This is a genomic window from Paraburkholderia phenoliruptrix (genome assembly GCF_019511605.1).
Classification (GTDB): Bacteria; Pseudomonadota; Gammaproteobacteria; order Burkholderiales; family Burkholderiaceae; genus Paraburkholderia; species Paraburkholderia phenoliruptrix_A.
Genome location: NZ_JAEUAV010000014.1, coordinates 141,108 through 160,179, shown reverse-complemented (window position 1 = coordinate 160,179; position 19,072 = coordinate 141,108). Strand labels below are relative to the sequence as shown.

At 67.1% G+C, this 19,072-nt stretch carries 16 protein-coding genes; 7 read left to right on the top strand and 9 right to left on the bottom strand.

The window, feature by feature from the left end; all coding sequences use genetic code 11:
* The first annotated feature begins 17 nt into the window (after nt 1-17).
* Genes cobT through cobC form a run of 3 tightly spaced genes read left to right on the top strand, consistent with a single transcriptional unit; the run spans nt 18 to nt 2,487 of the window.
* The gene (cobT, locus tag JNB89_RS31115; protein ID WP_220374475.1) at nt 18-1,079 is read left to right on the top strand and encodes a nicotinate-nucleotide--dimethylbenzimidazole phosphoribosyltransferase; all 1,062 of its coding nucleotides are present in this window, start codon (nt 18-20) and stop codon (nt 1,077-1,079) included.
* A 47-nt stretch (nt 1,080-1,126) separates the two neighbouring features.
* The gene (locus tag JNB89_RS18790; protein ID WP_220363250.1) at nt 1,127-1,912 is read left to right on the top strand and encodes an adenosylcobinamide-GDP ribazoletransferase; all 786 of its coding nucleotides are present in this window, start codon (nt 1,127-1,129) and stop codon (nt 1,910-1,912) included.
* Nucleotides 1,897-2,487, top strand: coding sequence for an alpha-ribazole phosphatase (gene cobC, locus JNB89_RS18785; protein ID WP_135893207.1), 591 nt, complete (start codon nt 1,897-1,899; stop codon nt 2,485-2,487). Before JNB89_RS18790 ends, cobC begins: the two co-directional genes overlap by 16 nt.
* Nucleotides 2,488-2,699: 212 nt before the next feature.
* Here the strand turns inward: cobC and JNB89_RS18780 are convergent, their stop codons facing one another.
* The 4 genes from JNB89_RS18780 to cobU form a co-directional block, all read right to left on the bottom strand.
* Nucleotides 2,700-3,629 (bottom strand): cobalamin-binding protein, encoded by a 930-nt coding sequence (locus tag JNB89_RS18780; protein ID WP_223216807.1) that lies wholly within the window; start codon nt 3,627-3,629, stop codon nt 2,700-2,702.
* 77 nt (nt 3,630-3,706) lie between these two features.
* Nucleotides 3,707-4,843, bottom strand: coding sequence for a threonine-phosphate decarboxylase CobD (cobD, locus tag JNB89_RS18775; protein ID WP_223216806.1), 1,137 nt, complete (start codon nt 4,841-4,843; stop codon nt 3,707-3,709).
* The gene (gene cbiB, locus JNB89_RS18770) at nt 4,836-5,771 is read right to left on the bottom strand and encodes an adenosylcobinamide-phosphate synthase CbiB (protein WP_220363249.1); all 936 of its coding nucleotides are present in this window, start codon (nt 5,769-5,771) and stop codon (nt 4,836-4,838) included. The genes cobD and cbiB overlap by 8 nt, the downstream gene beginning before the upstream one ends.
* A complete protein-coding gene (gene cobU, locus JNB89_RS18765; protein WP_220363248.1) occupies nt 5,771-6,325 on the bottom strand; it encodes a bifunctional adenosylcobinamide kinase/adenosylcobinamide-phosphate guanylyltransferase in 555 nt (184 codons plus the stop codon). Before cobU ends, cbiB begins: the two co-directional genes overlap by 1 nt.
* Before the next feature lie 162 nt (nt 6,326-6,487).
* Here cobU and JNB89_RS18760 point away from each other — a divergent pair, with 162 nt between their 5' ends.
* Nucleotides 6,488-8,047, top strand: coding sequence for a cobyric acid synthase (locus tag JNB89_RS18760; RefSeq protein ID WP_222859000.1), 1,560 nt, complete (start codon nt 6,488-6,490; stop codon nt 8,045-8,047).
* A 98-nt stretch (nt 8,048-8,145) separates the two neighbouring features.
* Here JNB89_RS18760 and JNB89_RS18755 read toward each other — a convergent pair whose 3' ends face one another.
* Nucleotides 8,146-8,565, bottom strand: coding sequence for a PaaI family thioesterase (locus JNB89_RS18755; protein ID WP_013338478.1), 420 nt, complete (start codon nt 8,563-8,565; stop codon nt 8,146-8,148).
* Between the two features lie 223 nt (nt 8,566-8,788).
* Here JNB89_RS18755 and JNB89_RS18750 point away from each other — a divergent pair, with 223 nt between their 5' ends.
* Nucleotides 8,789-9,427, top strand: coding sequence for a ParA family protein (locus JNB89_RS18750; protein WP_220363247.1), 639 nt, complete (start codon nt 8,789-8,791; stop codon nt 9,425-9,427).
* A 224-nt stretch (nt 9,428-9,651) separates the two neighbouring features.
* Here JNB89_RS18750 and panD read toward each other — a convergent pair whose 3' ends face one another.
* From panD to JNB89_RS18730, 4 genes are all read right to left on the bottom strand, one after another.
* Nucleotides 9,652-10,038 (bottom strand): aspartate 1-decarboxylase, encoded by a 387-nt coding sequence (gene panD / locus JNB89_RS18745; RefSeq protein WP_013338480.1) that lies wholly within the window; start codon nt 10,036-10,038, stop codon nt 9,652-9,654.
* 62 nt (nt 10,039-10,100) lie between these two features.
* Nucleotides 10,101-10,934: a pantoate--beta-alanine ligase gene (gene panC, locus JNB89_RS18740; protein WP_220363246.1), complete on the bottom strand. Its 834-nt coding sequence runs from the start codon at nt 10,932-10,934 to the stop codon at nt 10,101-10,103.
* Nucleotides 10,935-11,227: 293 nt separating this feature from the next.
* Complete coding sequence (locus JNB89_RS18735) at nt 11,228-12,103, bottom strand: segregation and condensation protein A (RefSeq protein WP_013338482.1); 876 nt, start codon at nt 12,101-12,103, stop codon at nt 11,228-11,230.
* A gap of 17 nt (nt 12,104-12,120) precedes the next feature.
* Entirely contained in the window at nt 12,121-12,306 is a 186-nt protein-coding gene (locus tag JNB89_RS18730) for a DUF3460 family protein (RefSeq protein WP_013338483.1), read from the bottom strand.
* 400 nt (nt 12,307-12,706) lie between these two features.
* Here JNB89_RS18730 and JNB89_RS18725 point away from each other — a divergent pair, with 400 nt between their 5' ends.
* Both JNB89_RS18725 and JNB89_RS18720 read left to right on the top strand, forming a co-directional pair.
* Nucleotides 12,707-14,569 carry an autotransporter assembly complex protein TamA gene (locus tag JNB89_RS18725; RefSeq protein ID WP_220363245.1) on the top strand — a complete coding sequence of 621 codons (1,863 nt, stop codon included), beginning with the start codon at nt 12,707-12,709 and terminating at the stop codon, nt 14,567-14,569.
* A gap of 28 nt (nt 14,570-14,597) precedes the next feature.
* Entirely contained in the window at nt 14,598-19,004 is a 4,407-nt protein-coding gene (locus JNB89_RS18720) for a translocation/assembly module TamB domain-containing protein (protein WP_220363244.1), read from the top strand.
* Nucleotides 19,005-19,072 lie beyond the last annotated feature (68 nt).

The following is a 19,072-nucleotide window of genomic DNA, read 5'->3' as shown; positions in this document are numbered from 1 at the left end:
TCTATCTCGACCAACTCATGACTTCTCTGCCCGCTCCGTCCGCATTGCCCGAAGTTGAACCGCTCGATCAGAGCTTGCGCGCGGAGCTTCAGCACATCATCGATACGAAGACGAAGCCGCCTGGCAGCCTCGGTCTGCTCGAAGCGCTCGCTTGTCAAATGGGATTGATCCAGCACAGCACGCGTCCCGTTGTGCAACGCCCCACGCTGATCGTGTTTGCCGGCGACCACGGCATTGCCGCCGAAGGCGTGAGCCCGTATCCGCAAGCGGTGACCGCGCAGATGGTGGCGAATTTCCTCGCGGGCGGCGCGGCGGTGAATGCACTGAGCCGCGTCGCCGGCATGGAGCTCGAGGTGGTGAACGCGGGCATTTCCACACCGCTGCCGCGCAGCGACGGGCTGATCGACATTCCGGTCGCTGCGGGCACACGCAACTTCGCGCAGGAACCGGCAATGACGCGCGAGCAGGCGCTCGCGGCGATGCAGGCGGGCGCGGCGCGCGTGCGGCATCATGCGGCGCTCGGCAGCAACGTGATCGGCTTCGGCGAGATGGGCATTGCAAATACGTCGGCGGCGGCGTGTCTGATGAGCCGCCTGTGCGGCCTGCCTATCGACGAGTGCGTGGGCCGCGGCACGGGTCTGGACGACGCGGGGCTCGCGAACAAGCGCAACGTGCTGGCGGCAGCGCTCGCGCATCATGAGGCGTCGCATGAACCGCTCGATGTGCTCGCAACCTTCGGCGGTTTCGAAATCGCGATGATGGCGGGCGCCTACCTCGCGGCGGCGCAAGCGCGCATGACGATTGTCGTCGACGGCTTCATCGCCGGGTCAGCGCTGCTCGCGGCCAACGCGATTGCACCGAGCGTGCGCGATTACTGCGTGTTTGCTCATGCGTCGAACGAAGCGGGGCACCAGCGCATGCTCGAGCATCTTGGCGCGCGGCCGCTGTTGTCGCTCGACATGCGGCTGGGCGAGGGCACCGGCGCCGCGCTTGCCGTGCCGCTGCTGCGCGCGGCCTGCGCGTTCATCAACGAGATGGCGAGCTTCGAATCGGCCGGCGTCGCGAATCGCGAAGCCTGAGGGGCGCGCAGCGGTTCATCCCACAACACGCACGCGAGCACGCACCTATGAATCCGCTGGCGGAATTGCGCTACTTTTTCACCGCGCTCGGGTACTTCACGCGTGTGCCCGTGCCGCGCTGGGTCGGTTACGAACCGCACTATCTGAACGCGGCGGCGCGCTATTTTCCGCTCGTCGGCGTGCTGATCGGCGGCTTAAGTGCGCTTGTCTATCTGACGGCGTTGCGCGTGTTTCCGGCGGGCGTGGCGGTGTTGCTGTCGATGGCCGCGTCGCTGCTGATTACCGGCGCGTTTCACGAGGACGGTCTTGCCGATTGCGTGGATGCGTTCGGTGGCGCCTATACGCGCGACGATGTGTTGCGCATCATGCATGACTCGCGCATTGGCGCGTTCGGCGCGATTGCGCTCGTCATCGCGCTCGCGCTCAAGTGGCAGACGCTCGCCGCGTTGCCGCCGCTGCGGGCTGCCGGACTGATGATCGCAGCCCATGCAGCAAGCCGCGCCTGTGCAATCAGCTATCTGGCCTCGCTCGACTATGTGCGTGCCGAAGGCAAGGCGAAGCCGGTTGCGCAACGTCTGAGCGTCCCGGCGCTGGCGTGCGCGGCGCTCTTCGGCTTGCCGTGGCTGTTATGGCCGGACGGCTTGCGCGGCTTCTCTTCGGCGGACTGGCGCTTTGCCGCTGCGACGCTCGCAATGCTCGCGGTGCTGCGCTTTGCGATGGGCCGTTATTTCATGAGGCGCATAGGCGGTTACACCGGCGACTGCCTCGGCTTTGCGCAGCAGGTTTTCGAACTGAGCATCTATCTGGCAGGGCTCGCATGGATATCGTCCTGATTCGCCATCCCGCGGTCGCGCTCGACGCGGGCGTGTGCTACGGCCACAGCGATGTGGCGCTCGCCGAAGCCGCGGACGTGTCGTCCGCCGCGCTCGCATTGCGGCTTGCGGGCTTGCAGGTGCCCGCACCGCGCGTCGTGATGTCGAGTCCGTTGACGCGCTGCTCGGCGCTCGCCGTCGAATTGGCAAACGACTTCGGCTGCGTGCTGAGTCACGACGACCGCCTGAAGGAAATGAATTTTGGCGACTGGGAAGAGCGTCGCTGGGACGCGATAGATCGCGAACTGCTTGACGACTGGGCGGCCAACTTCGAACACGCGCGAGCGCATGGCGGCGAGAGTGTCGCGCAGTTCGTCATGCGCGTGCGGGCGTGGTTCGATGCCTACACGCAGACTCGTGAGCTTTCACCCGCCTATGTGGTGACGCACGCGGGCGTGATGCGCGCGCTCGCTTCGCTGGCGCTTGGCGTGCCGCTCGAATGCTGCTTGCGATGGTCGCTCGAAACGGGCGGCATGGTCTGGTTGCGTCGCGGCGATGAGGGGCAGCCGTGGTCGCTTGTGAAGTGGAACGCTTGAGGGTGAGCGTTGTGAGGCGCGCGGGAGTTCGCGGGCGCGAGATCGCGCTGCGTGTCGTTCACCGTTGCGGACTGTACCGCGCGTGACTGACTGGCACTGCGTTTCTTTCCGCATCGCCCGAGTGGCGCTCAGCGTAGCTGCCGTCAGAGCAAGTGTCACGGAGCGTCGCGGCGCATATTGGCGCGCCGCTTGTCTCCATCTTCCGCTACGTTCTACTTCCTGCGCGAGCGCGCCAGTTCGAGGTCTGCGCACATCTGCGCCGCGCCTTCCACGATGCGCGGCGCGGGCCGATTGATCAGATCGCCGTCGATCGCGAACAGGTTGTTGTTCGCCACCGCCAGTAGCCGCGGCCATGCGCGCCATGCGCCGAGTTGCGGCAACGCAGTGTCCGGTCTGGTCGCACCGGGAGCAGCGGTGACAATGGCCTCCGGGTTCGCGGCGAGCACTGCTTCTGTGGAAACCGTGGGCACGAGCGGTTGCAGCGCTGCGAACACGTTGCGGCCGCCGCATAGCTCGATGACGTCGCTGACCATATGCTCGCCGTTGAGCGTCATCAACGGCTGATCCCACACCTGATAGAACACGTTCACTGCCGGCCGTTTCGCATACTGCGCGCGCAGTTGCGCAATCTCGCGACGATACGCGGCCGCCGCTGAATCCGCCACGGACGACGTGCCGAGCAGCTGGCCGAGCCTGGTCAGTGAAACGGCCACATCGTCCAGATGATGCGGCTCGCTGAAGTACAACGGTATGTGCAGTTCGCGCAGTCGGTCGAGCTGACGTTGCGCGTTGCCGTGCCGCCACACCACGATCAGATCGGGCTTGAGCGCAACGATGCGTTCGAGGTCGAGCGACTTGTTGTCGCCGACGCGCGGCAGTTGTTTTGCCTCGGGCGGATAGTCGCTGTATGACACGGCGCCCACCATCTTCGACGCGCCGCCCGCCGCGTACAGAAGCTCGGTGACGTGCGGCGCGAGGCTGATCACGCGTTGAGCCGCAGCGGGCAGGCTGACCACGGCGCCCGTGTCGTCGGTCACAGTGATGCTGGCATTCGCGGGCAACGCGACGGCAATCAAGGGGACAATCAGAGCGGCAGTCAAGGCGGCGGGGATCGAACGGGCAAGGCGCGCGAAGAATGTCATCGATTCCAATGTCGAAATGTGCGTTGAACGTAAGAGCGGTGCGGCGAGGCGCAAGAGCGTTGCAGCGGTCAAACGCCTCAGCCTGATTCGGGTGCCTGGGCGCCGGTCGCCGCCGTCGTCCGCCGCGCCGCCACTGCCGCCATCGCGTCGCGCAAGCTGTCTTGCAGGCGCGTCCATTCCGCCTCACTGCCAGGCAAGCCGAAACGCACGCTACCCGACGACGCGAAAAGCCGCGTCCATACGCCGCGTGTGGCGAGAGCTTCATGCAAGGCCGCGGCGCGCGGGTCGTCGGTCCATGCGAAGAGCGGCGTGGCCCGGCTGCGGATGTCATGCGCTTGCAGCAGGTCGACGAGACGCGCGCTGTCCGCGGCGAGTCGCGAGCGCATCTGCTGTTGCCAGCCGTGATCCGCGAATGCCGCCTTCACGGCATGACGCGCCGGGCCGCTGACGGTCCAGGCGCCGAGCGCGCGGCACAGCCGTTCGAGCATGGCCGGCGATGCCAGCACGAAACCGGCGCGCACGCCTGCGAGGCCAAAAAACTTGCCCGGCGAGCGCAGCACGATCAGACCTTCACGATTGACGTGCGTTGCGAGCGACGCGGCGGGCATCGTGTCGGCAAAGGCTTCGTCGACGAGCAGCGTGCCGCCGCGCGCGCTCAGTTGCGCGTGCCAGGCGAGCAGCTTTTCAGCGCTCAGATGGTGAGCGGTCGGATTGTTCGGATTCACGACGATTGCGTGCGTGAGCGCTGCGGGCAATGTGTCGCAGGCAATGTCGAGCGGCATGACGCCATGACCCGCGCGCTCGAAAGCCGGTGCGTATTCGCTGTAAGTGAGCGGCGCGACGCCGGCCTGGCCTCGCGGCAACAAGGCCGGCAGCGCGCGGATCGCCGCCTGGCTTCCGGCGACGGGCAACACGTGCGCGGCGTCGGGCGCGCCGTAATAGCGCGCGGCGCAGTCGGGAAGGCCGTCGCCTTCGTCGGGCAGGCGGCGCCATGCTGCGGCGGGCACGGGCGGCACCGGATAGCCATGCGGATTGATCCCCGTCGACAGATCCAGCCACTCGTCGTACGGAATTCCATAGCGCTCGGCCGCTTCGTGCAGATTGCCGCCGTGCGTGATCGGCGCGCGGGGCGTCGCGGGAACATCGGCTGGCAGGGCGCTTTGCTCGCGCTGCGCAGCGCGAGCAAAGCGCGAGTCGGCGATTCGTTCAGACATGCAGCGGCACGCTCAACAAGGCCAGCACGATCAGCACCGCGAGCCACAGAATCATGGTGCGCTCGACCAGCATCAGCGCCGCTGTAATGTGCGCGGCCTTGGCGGGATGGCCGAAGCCGAGCGTGGGCCGGTGTTCGAGCGCGCCGTGATAAACCGCCGGGCCGCCGATCAGCACATTCAGGCTGCCGGCCCCCGAGGCCATGACCGGGCCGGCGTTCGGGCTGTCCCAGCGCGGCGCCTGCTCGCGCCAGCAGCGCCAGGCCGTGCGCGTGTCGCCGAGCAGCGCGTAGCTCGCGGCGGTGAGGCGCGCGGGAATCCAGTTGAGCACGTCGTCGAGGCGCGCGGCCGCCCAACCGAAGCGCAAGTAACGCGGCGTGCGGTAGCCCCACATGGCATCGAGCGTATTGGCGAGGCGAAAGCCGAGTGCGCCGGGACCACCCGCGATCGCGAACCAGAAGAGCGCGCCGAAAATTGCGTCGTTGCCGTTTTCCAATGCCGATTCGACTGCGGCGCGCGACAGCGCGGCTTCGTCCGCATGCGCGGTTTCCCGCGAGACGATCCGTGCGGTCAGCAAGCGCGCCTGCGCGAGGTCGCGCTTTCCGAGCGCCTTGGCAATCGGTTCGATATGGTCGTGCAGGCTGCGCGCGCCAAGCGCGAACCACAGCAGGGCGACGTGCATGGCACACGCCGCGAAAAACGGCAGGACGGCCACCAGCCACCATGCGGCCAGCACCGGCGGCAACACGGCCAGCGCCCACGCGAGCAGACCCTTTAGCCGCAGGCGCCGGCCGCGGTTGTAGTGCGCTTCGAGACGCGTCGCCCACTTGCCGAAGCCCACCAACGGATGCGCGCCGCGCGGCTCGCCGAGCCAACGGTCAACGGCCACGCCCGCGGTGGCGAGCGTCACGATGAGGGGAAGCGTCAGCATCACGCGGCGCCTGCGGTTTTGAGAGCGAGCGGCAGGCCCGCGACCATCATCGTGGCCTGGCTTGAGAGCGCCGCAATGCGCTGATTGAGCCGCCCGAGTTCGTCGACGTAAAGACGCGTGGCCGCGCCGAGCGGCACGACGCCGAGGCCGATCTCGTTGCTGACCGCGATGATCTTGCCGCGCGAGGTGGCGAGCGCCGTCGCAAGCGCCTCGATGCGCGCCTGATATTCAGCCGGCGGCAGCGGCTCGCCGTCGGCGGGGCACAGCAGATTGGCAAGCCACAAGGTCAGACAGTCGATCAGCGTGCAGTGCCCCGGCGCGTCCGCTTGCGCTACTGCGCCCGCGAGGTCGAGATCCGCTTCCAGAAGGCGCCAATGCGCGGGGCGCCGCGCGCGATGATGCGCGATGCGCGCGTTGAATTCGGCGTCGCCGGCAACGCGCGCCGTCGCAATGTAGGTGACGGGCAGCGCGCTTTGGCCGGCGAGACGCTCGGCGTACACGCTCTTGCCCGAGCGCGCGCCGCCGAGAACGAAGGTGAGGTCGCGGGAAATCATCGCGTGATTGTACCGGCGTGCCGGCGTGCAGAGCGGGCCGGCGCGATGGGATAATGCGGCCCACCATTCCTTTTCATCGTCGAGTTCAAGGTTTCCGTGAGCACCCAACCGATCCCGCCGCAGATTCCGCTCGACGCGCCAGTCGTGCCGCGCGGCACGCTGATGATCCAGGGCACCACGTCCGACGCCGGCAAGAGCACGCTCGTCGCCGGTTTGTGCCGGCTCGCGCGGCGCGCCGGTGTGCGCGTGGCGCCGTTCAAGCCGCAGAACATGGCGCTCAACAGCGCGGTCACCGTTGACGGCGGTGAAATCGGGCGCGCGCAGGCCCTCCAGGCAGTGGCCGCCGGGATCGCCGCGCACACCGACCTGAACCCCGTGCTGCTCAAGCCGACGAGCGATCGCGGCGCGCAGGTGATCATCCACGGCAAGGCGCGCATGAATCTCGACGCCCGCGCGTATCACGACTACAAGCCGGTCGCCTTCGAGGCGGTGCTGCAATCGTATGCGCGGCTGCAAGCGGCATACGACACGATTTTCGTGGAGGGCGCGGGCAGCCCGGCCGAGATCAACCTGCGCGAGCGCGACATCGCGAACATGGGTTTTGCCGAGGCCGTGGACTGTCCGGTGGTGCTGGTGGCAGACATCGACCGGGGCGGGGTCTTCGCGCATCTGACGGGCACGCTCGCCTGCCTGTCGGCGAGCGAGCAGGCGCGCGTGCGCGGCTTCGTCATCAACCGTTTTCGCGGCGATATCGGGCTGCTGAAGCCGGGCCTCGACTGGCTCGAAGCGAAGACCGGCAAGCCGGTGCTCGGCGTGATTCCCTATCTGCACGGATTGACGCTCGACGCCGAGGACATGCTGCCGCCCGAGCTGCGCGCCGCGCAGCGCGGCGACGCCGCGCGCACCCTGCGGGTGGTGGTGCCGGTGTTGCCGCACATCAGCAACCATACGGATTTCGACGCGCTGCGCGCCCATCCGCAAGTCGATTTCCACTACGTGCGCAGCGGCATGACGCCGCCGCCCGCGGATCTGATCATCGTGCCGGGCTCGAAGAACGTGCGGGGCGACCTCGCGTTCCTGCGAGCGAACGGCTGGGACGCGGTGCTGCAACGGCACCTGCGCTATGGCGGGCGGGTGATCGGCATCTGCGGCGGCATGCAGATGCTGGGCCGCGAGGTGGCCGACCCGCACGGCGTGGAAGGTGCGCCCGGTGCGTCCGCAGGGCTCGGCTGGCTCGACTACTCGACGGTACTGACGCGCGAGAAGACGCTCGTGAACGTGACCGGGCGGCTCACGCTGCCCGGCTTGCCGGAAGTGGCCGGCTACGAGATTCATATGGGCGAGACGCGGGGGCCAGCGCTCGAGTCGCCGGCACTGCGTCTTGACGAAGCAGACGAGGCGAGCGGGATCACTGGACGAGGCCGGAAAAGCTCCGGGGCGCAGGCGCACGAGGCAGGCCACGCGGGCCAACGTGGCCACATCGCTCAACCCGGCACCGCGCGCCCGGATGGCGCGATTTCCGCCGATGGGCAAATTCTGGCGACCTACGTGCACGGGCTGTTCGACACGCCGGCCGCTTGCGCGGCGCTGCTGGCGTGGGCCGGGCTGAGCGACGCCGAAGCGATCGACTACCCCGCGTTACGTGAAGCGTCGCTGGATCGGCTGGCCGACACGCTCGCGGAGCATCTCGACCTCGCGGCATTGGCGGCGGCAGTCAGCTGAGCGCCGACACGACCCGCTGTTGCTCGCGTTGCGCGCAAAAATGGCGAAGGGCAACCGGCAGGTTCGCTCCAGTTGCCTCGTCCGCTGCGTCCCGCGCGTCAATACAACACGATTTGCGTGCAGCGAAAGAGCGCGATGGTCTTGCCCGCCGGATCGGTGACGGTTGCGTCCCACACCTGCGTACTGCGGCCGAGGTGCACGGCTTTTGCGACGGCGCGAATCGTGCCCTCGGTCGCCGTGCCGACGAAGTTGCTTTTCAGCTCGACCGTCGTGAAGTTGCGCGCCGTTTCCGGCAGATGGGCGAGGCACGCGTAGCCGCAGGCGGTGTCCGCGAGACCGATTACCGTGGCCGCGTGCAAGAAGCCGTTGGGCGCGAGCAGTTCTTCGCGCACGGTCAGTTCCGCGCTCAGCATGCCTTCGTCCAGCGACAGCACATGCACGCCCAGCAAGCCCGGCAGCTTGCCCTTCTGGCGTTCGTGCAGGCGTTCGACGGTGTATTCCGGACGGAGCTTGCTCATTGATCGGCTTCCTCGAAAGATGGATTCGCTGACGGACGACGGCCGATTAGCCGTTCGGGGGCTTCGGCCTCGCTGCATTTGTCGATATTATCAACGGCTGGATCGGCGCGCGCGGACCCGCAGCCTCGCAAAGCGGCACGCGGGCGCGACAACAGGGCGGCAAGCCCGAAGCAGAAAGCGGCAAACCGGCTGGCATTGCCCAGCCTTCTTTCCGGGAGTATTCATGACGGTAATCGTGGTGGCGAATCCGAAGGGCGGCGTGGGCAAGAGCACGCTGTCGACGAATCTGGCCGGCTATTTCGCCGCGAGCGGCGAGTGGGTGGCGCTCGCCGATCTTGACAAGCAGCAGTCGGCGCACGCGTGGCTGTCGTTGCGGCCCGACACATTGCCCGCCATCGAAACGTGGGAGGTCAACCCCGAGACGCCCGTCAAACCGCCGAAGGGACTCGAGCACGCGATCATCGACACCCCCGCCGGGTTGCACGGCAATCGCATGAACGTCGCGCTCGAACTGGCGGACAAGGTGATCGTGCCGCTGCAGCCGTCCATGTTCGACATCCTCGCCACCCAGGACTTCCTGGAGCGGCTGGCTAAGGAAAAGGCGGTCAGCAAAGGGGCAATCGAGGTCGGCGTGGTCGGCATGCGAGTGGACGCGCGCACGCGCTCGGCGGAGCAACTGCACCGTTTCGTGGAGGGGCTGAAGCTGCCCGTGCTCGGTTACTTGCGGGACACGCAGAACTACGTGCAGCTCGCCGCACACGGCCTGACGCTGTGGGACGTCGCGAAAAGCCGCGTGGAGAAGGATCTGGAGCAGTGGGAGCCGATCATCCAGTGGACGAACGGCGCCGCGAAGAAAGGCTGAGCGGGCGGCGAGCGACGGCTGGGGCTGCCATGCGGGCGGCAGTTCGGCAGGGAGCCGGCCGAATACTGGCCCCTGGGACGGCGGCCCAGGGAGCGGCCGAACACCGGCTTCAGGTACTGGCCGAATACCGGCCTGATTCGGGCGAATACGGGACTGATACGGGCCAATACCGGCCGACTCCCATGCGGCTCCCGGCGGCGGGTCGGCTTAGGTCCACTTCTGGCTCAGGTCCAGTTCTGGGTGGGCACGTGGTCGCGGCTGCCCTTGATCTTGTTGTTTTCGTCGACAAAAACCAAATCCGGCTTCCAGCCCGCCTTGAGTTCCGCCTCCTCGACCATCGCGAAAGCCGCAATGATCACCAGATCGCCGAGTTGCGCACGCCGGGCCGCCGAGCCGTTCAGCGAAATCATGCCGCTGCCGCGTTCGCCCTTGATCGCATAAGTCGAGAAACGCTCGCCGTTGTTGATGTTCCAGATGTCGATGCGTTCGTTTTCGACAATGTTCGCCGCTTCCAGCAGGTCTTCGTCGATCGCGCAGGAGCCTTCGTAGTGCAGCTCGCAATGCGTGACCGCGACGCGGTGGATCTTCGACTTGAGCATGTTGCGTTGCATGGCTGGCCAATCCTTTGATTCCTGGCGATTCTCAGGTGTCGTGCGAATCGCCTCAAGCAAGTTTAGATTTCGAGGTTGTCGATAAGACGGGTCGCGCCGAGCTTGGCCGCGGCCAGCACGACGAGTTCGGCGTTCGCGTCCTGCGGACCGGGGGGCAGCAGATTCGAGCGCTTGCGCACCGCGACGTAGTCGGGTTGCCAGCCGCGCGCGCTGAGCGATGCCATGGCCGCGCGCTCGAGCGCCGCGAAGTCGCGCTCGCCCGCGAGAACCGCGTCGCGCACGCGATTCAGTTCGGCCGCCAGCATCGGCGCTTCGGCGCGCTCGGCCGGCTCCAGGTAGCGGTTGCGCGAGCTGAGCGCGAGGCCGTCGGTATCGCGCACGGTTTCCGCGGCCACGATGTCGGTAGGCAGCGCGAACTGGTGGCACATGCGGCGCACGATCATCAACTGCTGGTAGTCCTTCTTGCCGAACACCGCGACGCGCGGCTGCACGCAGGACATGAGCTTCATCACGACGGTGCACACGCCCTGGAAGAAGCCGGGGCGGAATTCGCCCTCCAGAATGTCGCCCAAGTCGTGCGGCGGATGCACGCGATACTCCTGCGGCTCCGGGTACAGATCGCGCTCGGTCGGCGCGAACAGCACGTAGACGTTTTCTTTCTGCAGCTTCTCGATATCGGCTTCGAGCGTGCGCGGGTATTTGTCGAAATCTTCGTTGGGCCCGAACTGCAGACGGTTGACGAAGATGCTCGCCACCACCGGATCGCCGTGCTGGCGCGCGAGGCGCATCAGCGACAGATGGCCCTCGTGCAGGTTGCCCATCGTCGGCACGAAGGCGGTGCGATTCTGGCCGCGCAACTGGTCGCGCAATTCATGGATCGAGCTGATGACTTTCATGATCGGACGGGGATTCCTCGCGCGGCGCGAGGCTGGGTTGACGCAACGGCCCTGGCCGGTAGCGCGGCCCGCGGCCTCACTGGTAATGACAGGTTCGAAGCGCGGGATTGTAGTGGATTTGGCGGCCGGTTGCACCGAAATGAGGCCTGAGCGGCGCCTCGAAAGGGGGCGCGCCGGCATTGCTGCGAGGAGCGCTTGGGTCGGCGCTGATCTGGCGCTTGTCCGGCCTCATCCGGCGTTCATCCGGCGTTCATCCGGCGATTATCGGACCCGTTCGAGCTGCGCAGCGGTGTTCAGGCCGGCAAGTAGGCAAGGCGCACATAAATCGGTGCGAACGGCTCCGCCTGGGTGATTTCCACGAGCGATTCCCGGCACAACTCCAGCACGGCGATGAAATTCACTACCACGACGGGCACGCCCTTGCTGGTGTCGAAAAGCTCGGAAAATTCCATGAAACGCGCGTTCTGCAACTGCCGCAGAATCGTGCTCATGTGTTCGCGCACCGACAGTTCCTCGCGCGAAATCTTGTGATGCTGCACCAGCTTCGCGCGCTTGATCACGTCGGCCCACGCGGCGCGCAGGTCTTCGCTGTTCACGTCCGGAAAGCGCGGTGTGATGCTTTGCTCGATATACACTTCGGCGCGCAGGAAGTCCCGCCCGAGTTGCGGCAACTGGTCGATGCGCTGCGCGGCCAGCTTCATCTGCTCGTATTCGAGCAGGCGCCGCACGAGTTCGGCGCGCGGGTCTTCGGCTTCCTCGCCGCTGTCTACCTTCTTGACCGGCAGCAGCATGCGCGACTTGATCTCGATCAGCATGGCCGCCATCAGCAGATATTCGGAGGCGAGTTCGAGATTGGTCTGGCGCAACTGGTCGACGTAGCCCAAGTACTGCACGGTGACGTCCGCCATCGGGATGTCGAGCACGTTGAAGTTCTGCTTGCGGATCAGGTAGAGCAACAGATCCAGCGGTCCCTCGAACGTTTCGAGAAATACCTCGAGCGCGTCCGGCGGAATGTACAGGTCGGTGGGCAGCTTGAAGAGCGGCTCGCCGTACAGGCGCGCGAACGCAATGCCGTCGACAGTGTCCGGCGTCGAATCGGTGGCGGGCGTGGCAAGCGCGGCGTCGGGCGACGCCGGCGGTGCGCCGTGAGCCTCGTCGGCGTGACTCATTGGTGGCGGCGCGGCGCTCAGAAGTTCTGGTAGTACTGGTAAGGCGTCTGTTCGACGCGCGAAGCCTTCTGCTCGGCGCGCTCTTCCAGGTCGATCGGCTGCTTGTCCCACAGAAGCGCCCGGCCGCGGCGTTGCTCTGCTTCCAGGTTAGGCTTTTGCTGCTTGAGCTGGTTCAGGAACTGGGTGATGTCCGATTGATACATGGCTCGACTTCTTCCGTAGTTGGGGAAATGGCGGCTTCGCTGCTCTGCGCACGTGCCGCTACTCGATTTCGCAATTTTAGCTCATGCGCCGCGCGCGGTCGAAAAACTCCGGTGGGCAGGCCGCGCGGGGTGTGTATCTGCCGCTTCGCTTCGCGCGGCTGGAACCCGCGCGCCGCGCGGCGCGTCAAAGGCGGGCGCGTGCGTCCCGCATAAGGCGCCCGGGTGCGGGGCTGCGCGTCTTCTCCGAAGTGCGTCCAAGTGTGCATTCGCGGTGCATTAGCGGCGCATTAGCGGATGCGTTTAGAGATAGCGCCGTTGCGCCGATGTGGTCAAATAGTGAGCTTCGGCGGCACTGCGCGCCCGAACGACAAATTCAATCAACCATGGCCGGAGGTCCTGCTTGGCGGGGTGTGTGATCGAAAAGCCGCACGAGCGGCGCGGCGCGCTGGGCGCACTGGGCGCAGCGCCGCAGCCGGCCGCAGTCAACGCCGCAGGGCGGCGGCATTGGCTGCGCTGGCTGCACGCGTGGCTCGCCGTCGGCATGCTGCTGGTCCTCGCGGGCGGCCCCGCTTATGCAGCGCGCGCGGCGGCGAGCTACAAGGTCGACGTGCAAGCCTCGCCGCGTTCGCTGCGCAAGCTGCTCGACGAGCACCTCGACATTGCGCGCTTCGCGAAACGTCCCGACATCAGCGACGACCAGTTCGAATTTCTGATCACCGCCACGCCCCAGCAGGTGCGCGACCTCGCGGCCACGCAAGGCTACTTCACGCCGGTGGTCCGTACCGACGTGCGTACCGTGGACAAGACGAAGCACGTCACGGTGAACGTGGATCCGGGGCCGCAAACCATCGTCAGCTCGATCTCGCTCTCCTTTCGCGGCCCGGTGCTGACCGAGGACCCGGCGCAGGAAAACGCGGCGCGCTTCGCCTTCACGCTGCACGAAGGCGATCCGTTTTCCCAAAGCGAGTGGGACGACGCGAAGAACGCGTCGCTGAAGGCGTTGCAGGCGCGCCGCTATCTCGGCGCGAAGATCTACCACTCGGAGGCGCGCGTCGATCCGCGCACGCACGAGGCGAAGCTCTCGGTCGCATTCGAAAGCGGGCCGACCTTCACGATGGGCAAGCTCGACGTGTCGGGCACGCGGCGCTACCCGGAGCAGATCGTCGATAACGTCAATCCGATCTCGGTGGGCGACATTTACGACGTGCAGCGCATCACCGAATTGCAGCGGCAGTTGCAGAACACGCCGTACTACGCGAGCGTTGCGATCGACGTGGACAGCGACCCCGCCAAGCCGGTCGAAACGCCGCTGCACGTGAAGGTGTCGGAGTATCCGTACAACAGCATTCGCGGCGGCGTCGGCTACTCGACCGACAATGGCGCGCTCGTGCAGGGCGCGTATTCGTATCTGAATACGTTCGGCAAGGCGTGGCCGTTCACTATCGACGGACGTCTGGATCAGGTCCAGCAATACGGCCAGGTGCAGCTCGCGATGCCGCCCGGGCCGCGCGCGTGGACCAACAGCGTGCTTGCCTCGTACACCACCACCGACGTTTCCGACACGCGCATCTACAGCATTCGCGGCGGCGTGCAGCGCACGCGTACGTCGCAATTCATCGACTATAACTACGCGATCCTGTTCTACCAGGACCGGCTCGACCAGAACGTCGGCGCGCCGACCACCAGCCGCGCGCTCGTGCCTTCATGGTCGTGGACCCGCCGCAATACCGACGACCCGCTGTTCCCGCGCAAAGGCAACCTGATCCACGTGGAGGCCGGTTTCGCGGTGAAGGGCGTGCTGACCGACCAGACGTTCATTCGCGGCTACGCGCGCGGCCAACAGTATTTGCCCATCGGCAAGGAAGACCTGGTGGTGTTTCGCGCGGAACTGGGCGGCGTGTTCACGAGCGGCAGCTCCAGCGGCATTCCGGCTTCGCTGCTGTTTCGCGCCGGCGGCTCGAACTCGGTGCGCGGCTATGGTTACCAGAGCATCGGTAACAACGTTCAGGGCTCGGTGCTGCCGACCAAATACCTTGTCACGGCGTCGGCGGAGTACCAGCACTGGTTCACGCACGACTGGGGCGCGGCGGCGTTTTTCGACGTCGGCACCGCCACCGACACGTGGGGCGAGCGCGTGTTCTATCCGGGCGCGGGCGTCGGCGCGCGCTGGCGCAGCCCCGTCGGGCCGGTCAACGTCGACCTTGCGTACGGCATTCGCAACCGCAGTGTGCGGCCCTATCTGACGCTCGGGATCGCCTTCTGATGGAAACCTCCTCTTTCTCCAACCGCGCATGACCACGGACGTTTCCGCCCAACCTCCCGCACCGCCCCCCGGCGACCAGCCTCCCGGCGACCGCCAAGCCGGGCCGCCAGGTCCGCCGCCGCGGCGGCGCCGCGTGGGTCGCCTGCTGGTGAAAACGCTCGGCTGGGCGGTGGTCGTGATCGTCTTGCTGGTCGTGCTGGCGCTCGGCCTCGTCTACGGAGCGCTGACCACCGAACGTGGCACCGCTTACGCCTGGCAGGCGGCGGTGCGGCTCTTGAGCGGCAAGCTGAGCGGCACCCTGGAAGGCGGCGCGCTGGCCAACGGCGTGCGGCTGCGCGACGTGCGCTGGCGCGCGCTCGACGGCAGCGGCACCGACATCCAGATCGACCGCGTGGCCGGCCGCTGGGGGCTGACGCGCGAGCCGTGGCGTTTCACCGTCGACTATCTGCATGTGGGCACCGTGGACGCGCGCATTGGCGCCTCGTCGCCGCGCAGCAACGAGCCGCTGAAGCTGCCGCAAGATCTGCGCTTGCCGATGCAGCTCGAGATCCGCGACGTGCAGGTGGACAGGCTGTTGCTGCGTCAGGGCACCTCGACCAGCGAGTTTGCGCACTTCGCCTTTCATGGACGCAGCGACGGGCGTCATCACGAGGCCGCGGTCGAGCGGCTGGATACGCCGTTCGGCGCGGTGGCGGCATCGGCGAAGCTCGACGGCGTGAAGCCGTTTGCAATCGCCGGCGACCTCTCTTATTCCGGCAAGGTCCGCGACGAGGCCGTGCAGGTGGGCGGGCAGATAAGCGGATCGCTAGAAAATCTGATCGCGGAGCTCGACGCGAGCGGCATGAAGCTCGCGGGGCACGCGCACGTCGAGGCGACACCATTCGCCGAAGTGCCGCTCAAACGCGCGACGCTGACCTTCGACCACGTCAATCCGCAGGCATTTGCGCCGGGCGCGCCGCTCGCCGATCTGGCGGTGAGAGCGGAGTTGCAGCCGGTGGGGCACGAACCTGGCCCGGCGGGTGGCGACGGCGCGGCCCGCCCGGCGGACCGCGGCCGTGATGACAGTGGCAAGGCCGGTTCCGGATCCATCGCAACCGCGCCTGCCGGCGCGTCTGGGCGTCGCGCCCCCGCGCATCCGGCCAGCTCAGGTGGGCGGCACGCAAGCGAGGCGCCGCCAGAAGCACCCGCGCAAGCGGACAACTCCGCGAAGGCCAGCCCGTTCGCCGTGGCAGGCCATATCTCGATCGTCAACGCACGTCCCGGCGCAATTGATCAAAACCTGCTGCCGCTCATCGACGCCAACGCCGATGTGCGCCTCGACGCCCAGGCGCAGCGCATCTCGAATCTCGCCGTGCGGCTCGTGAAAAGCGCCACGCTGACAGGCGGCGGCGCGCTCGCCGGCAAGCGCGGGCAGTTCGATCTGCAGGTGGCCGGGCTCGACCTGAACGCGCTGGAGGCGGCGGTGCGTCCGACACAGCTTTCCGGTCCCATCGCGATCCGGTTGAACGACGATATCCAGACTGTCACGCTCGATCTTGCCGATCCAAAAGCCGCGCTGCGCGCGCAAGGCAAGCTGACAATGGACCCCGCGCGGCTCAGCTTCAACGACGTGCGCGTCACGTCGGGCCAAGGCCGCATCGAGCTGTCCGGCGCGCTCAAGCACGATGCGAATTCCAGCTACAACCTGAAAGCGCAACTGACCGACTTCGACCCGTTGACGCTGACTTCGCAGATGCCGTCGCGCACGCCGGTCAAGGGGCCCGCCGTGACGCAGAGTGCCGCGAACGGCAAGCTCGCGGCCGAGGCCGCTGCGCAAGCGGGCAGCACCGCCGGCGCGAAAAGCGCGGCTCCGGCCGACAAAGCGGCGGCGGCAGTCAAGAACACCGGCAAGGCCGTGGTAAAAACCGAGGTGCTGCAGCGCAAGAGCCCCGCGCCCAAACGCGCCGCGCCGCCCGCCCGGAAGATAGAGGCGAAGGTCAACGGCACCTTGTCCGCGACCGGCATGCTGGCGCCGGTGTTCACCACCAAGGCCGAATTCAGGCTCGGTCCGAGCGTCTACGACGGCCTGCCGCTAACAGGCGGCGGCACCGTGCAACTGGCGGGCTCGCGAATTTTGCCGAGCCGCGCGAACCTCTCCGTGGCCGGCAACCAGGTCGACCTGCAAGGCAGCTTCGGCGCGCGCGGCGACCGCTTGCGCTTTCATGTCGACGCCCCCGCGCTCGAGCGCCTCGGCTTCGGTCTCGCCGGCCTGATTGCCGCCGACGGCGATCTGACCGGCACCTTCGATCACCCGAACGTGGTGCTGAACTACAAGGCCGACAGCGTCGTGCTGAGCAGCAACCGCATCGGCCATGCGGAAGGCCACGCGGAACTGCGCGACGGTGCGAACGGTGCGCTGGTTTTCACCACCGACGCGCGCAACGTCAGCGCAGGCGGCGTCGATCTGGCCACGCTCACCGCGCGTCTGACCGGCACGCGCGCCAATCATTCGCTCGAAGCGGCCGCCACCGGCAAGCTGCAGGAGCGCCCGCTCGATCTGACGCTCGCGGCCAACGGTAAGCTCACCGAAGCGCGCGACGGCACGCGCTGGGACGGCACGGTGACCCGTCTGCAAAACCGCGGCACACCGGCGCTGAATCTCGACTCGCCTCTCGCCGTGAGCGCCGGTCCGCGCCGCCTGACGCTCGGCGCGACGCGCCTCACGCTGGAAGGCGCGGTGCTGAGCCTGAAATCGTTCGCGTTCGACCACGGCCGGGTGCAATCGGCGGGCAGTCTGACCGGCATTTCGCTCGCGCGTCTTCAGGATCTGCGCCGCGAGATCACCGGCGTGCCGCCGGCGGTCAAGACCGACCTGATCTTCGACGGCGATTGGGACTTCGCGCTCGGCAACAGCGCGAGCGGACATATCCAGCTAAAGCGCCGCAGCGGCGACGCCACCGTCGAGATAGGCCGCGGGCTGGCGTCGCTCGGCATTACCGACATCGCCGCGCGTGCCGAATTCAGCGGCGGCAACCGGCTGAACGCAACGCTGCATGCGCAGGCGAGCCGCATCGGCGTGATCGACGCCGACGCGCATACGCTGCTCGTCGCGCGCGACGGCTTTCTGACGGTCGACGAGGAGAGCGTTCTCACCGGCAATGTGAGCGCCAATGTGCCGTCGCTGAAAACGACCGGCGGGCTGTTCGGCCCGAGTTATCTGCTAGACGGCCATCTGGCGCTCAAGCTCGCGCTCGGCGGCACCGTCGCGCGGCCCAACCTGACCGGCTCGCTGCTCGGCGACGAGCTGTCGGCCACCCTTGTCGATCAGGGCGTGCAACTGAAGGACGGCGTGGTGCGCATCGCGCTGTCGCACAATCTCGTGGACTTCCAGCAGGTCGAGTTCCACGGCGCGAGCGGCACCTTGCGCGCCACCGGCCGCGTGCGCCTGGACGGCGCGGAGCCGGACCTGACCGCAAGCATCGTCGCGGACAAGCTCGAGCTTTTTGCCGCGCCGGACCGCAACCTGTCGCTGACCGGCAGCGCGACGGTGGCGAACGCGGGCGCGCAGGGCGGCATGGCGATCAACGGCAAGTTCGTGGTCGATCATGCGCTCTTCGACATGCCGGAGCAGTCGGCGCCCAAGCTCGGCGACGACGTCGTGGTGGTGCGCCCGGACGGCACCGTGGCCGGCGAGCGGCCGCGGCCGGTGCCCGGCAGCAACAAGCCGATCGGCCCGTTTGCGCCGCGCGCGAACATCGACATCAGTCTCGGCAACAGCTTCCGCTTCCGCGGGCAAGGCGCGGATCTCGGCCTGACCGGCACGATCACGGCGATGAGCGCGCCGAACCTGCCGCTGCGCGCGGTCGGCAACGTGCGCGTGACGCCGGGCTCGACCTACACCGCGTTCGGCCGCAAGCTGAACATCGAGAACGGCTTCTTCACGTTCAACGGGCCGGTGGCGAATCCCGGCATCAACATTCTGGCGATGCGCCGCAACCAGCAGGTCGAGGCAGGCGTGCAGGTGACCGGCACCGTGCAGTTCCCGGTTGCGAAACTCGTGTCCGAGCCGAACGTGCCGGACAACGAAAAGCTTTCGTGGCTGCTGTTCGGCCACGGCACGGACCAGGGCAACAACCTCGGCCAGCAGAGCACCATGACGACGGCGCTGGCGCTGCTCGGCAGCGCCAGCGGCAAGCGGATCGCGCAGACCTTTGGTCTGGATGAGTTTTCGATTGGCCGCAGCGAAGTCGGGCTGACCGATCCGCAGGTGGTGATGGTGTCGAAGGCGATCAACGAATGGCTCGTAATCGGCTACGAGCAGGGCTTGCAGTCCGCGAGCAATGCGATCAAGGCGACCGTCAACCTGACGCGCTACTGGTCGGTAGCGGCTTACGGCGGCACCTTCGACGGCATCACGCTGCTCTATACACGGCGTTACGACCGGATCAAGTGGTGACGGTTGCGGCTATGAAAAAACGGCACGCCTTTGCAGGGCGTGCCGTTCTTGGATGGTGCAGAGCCAGG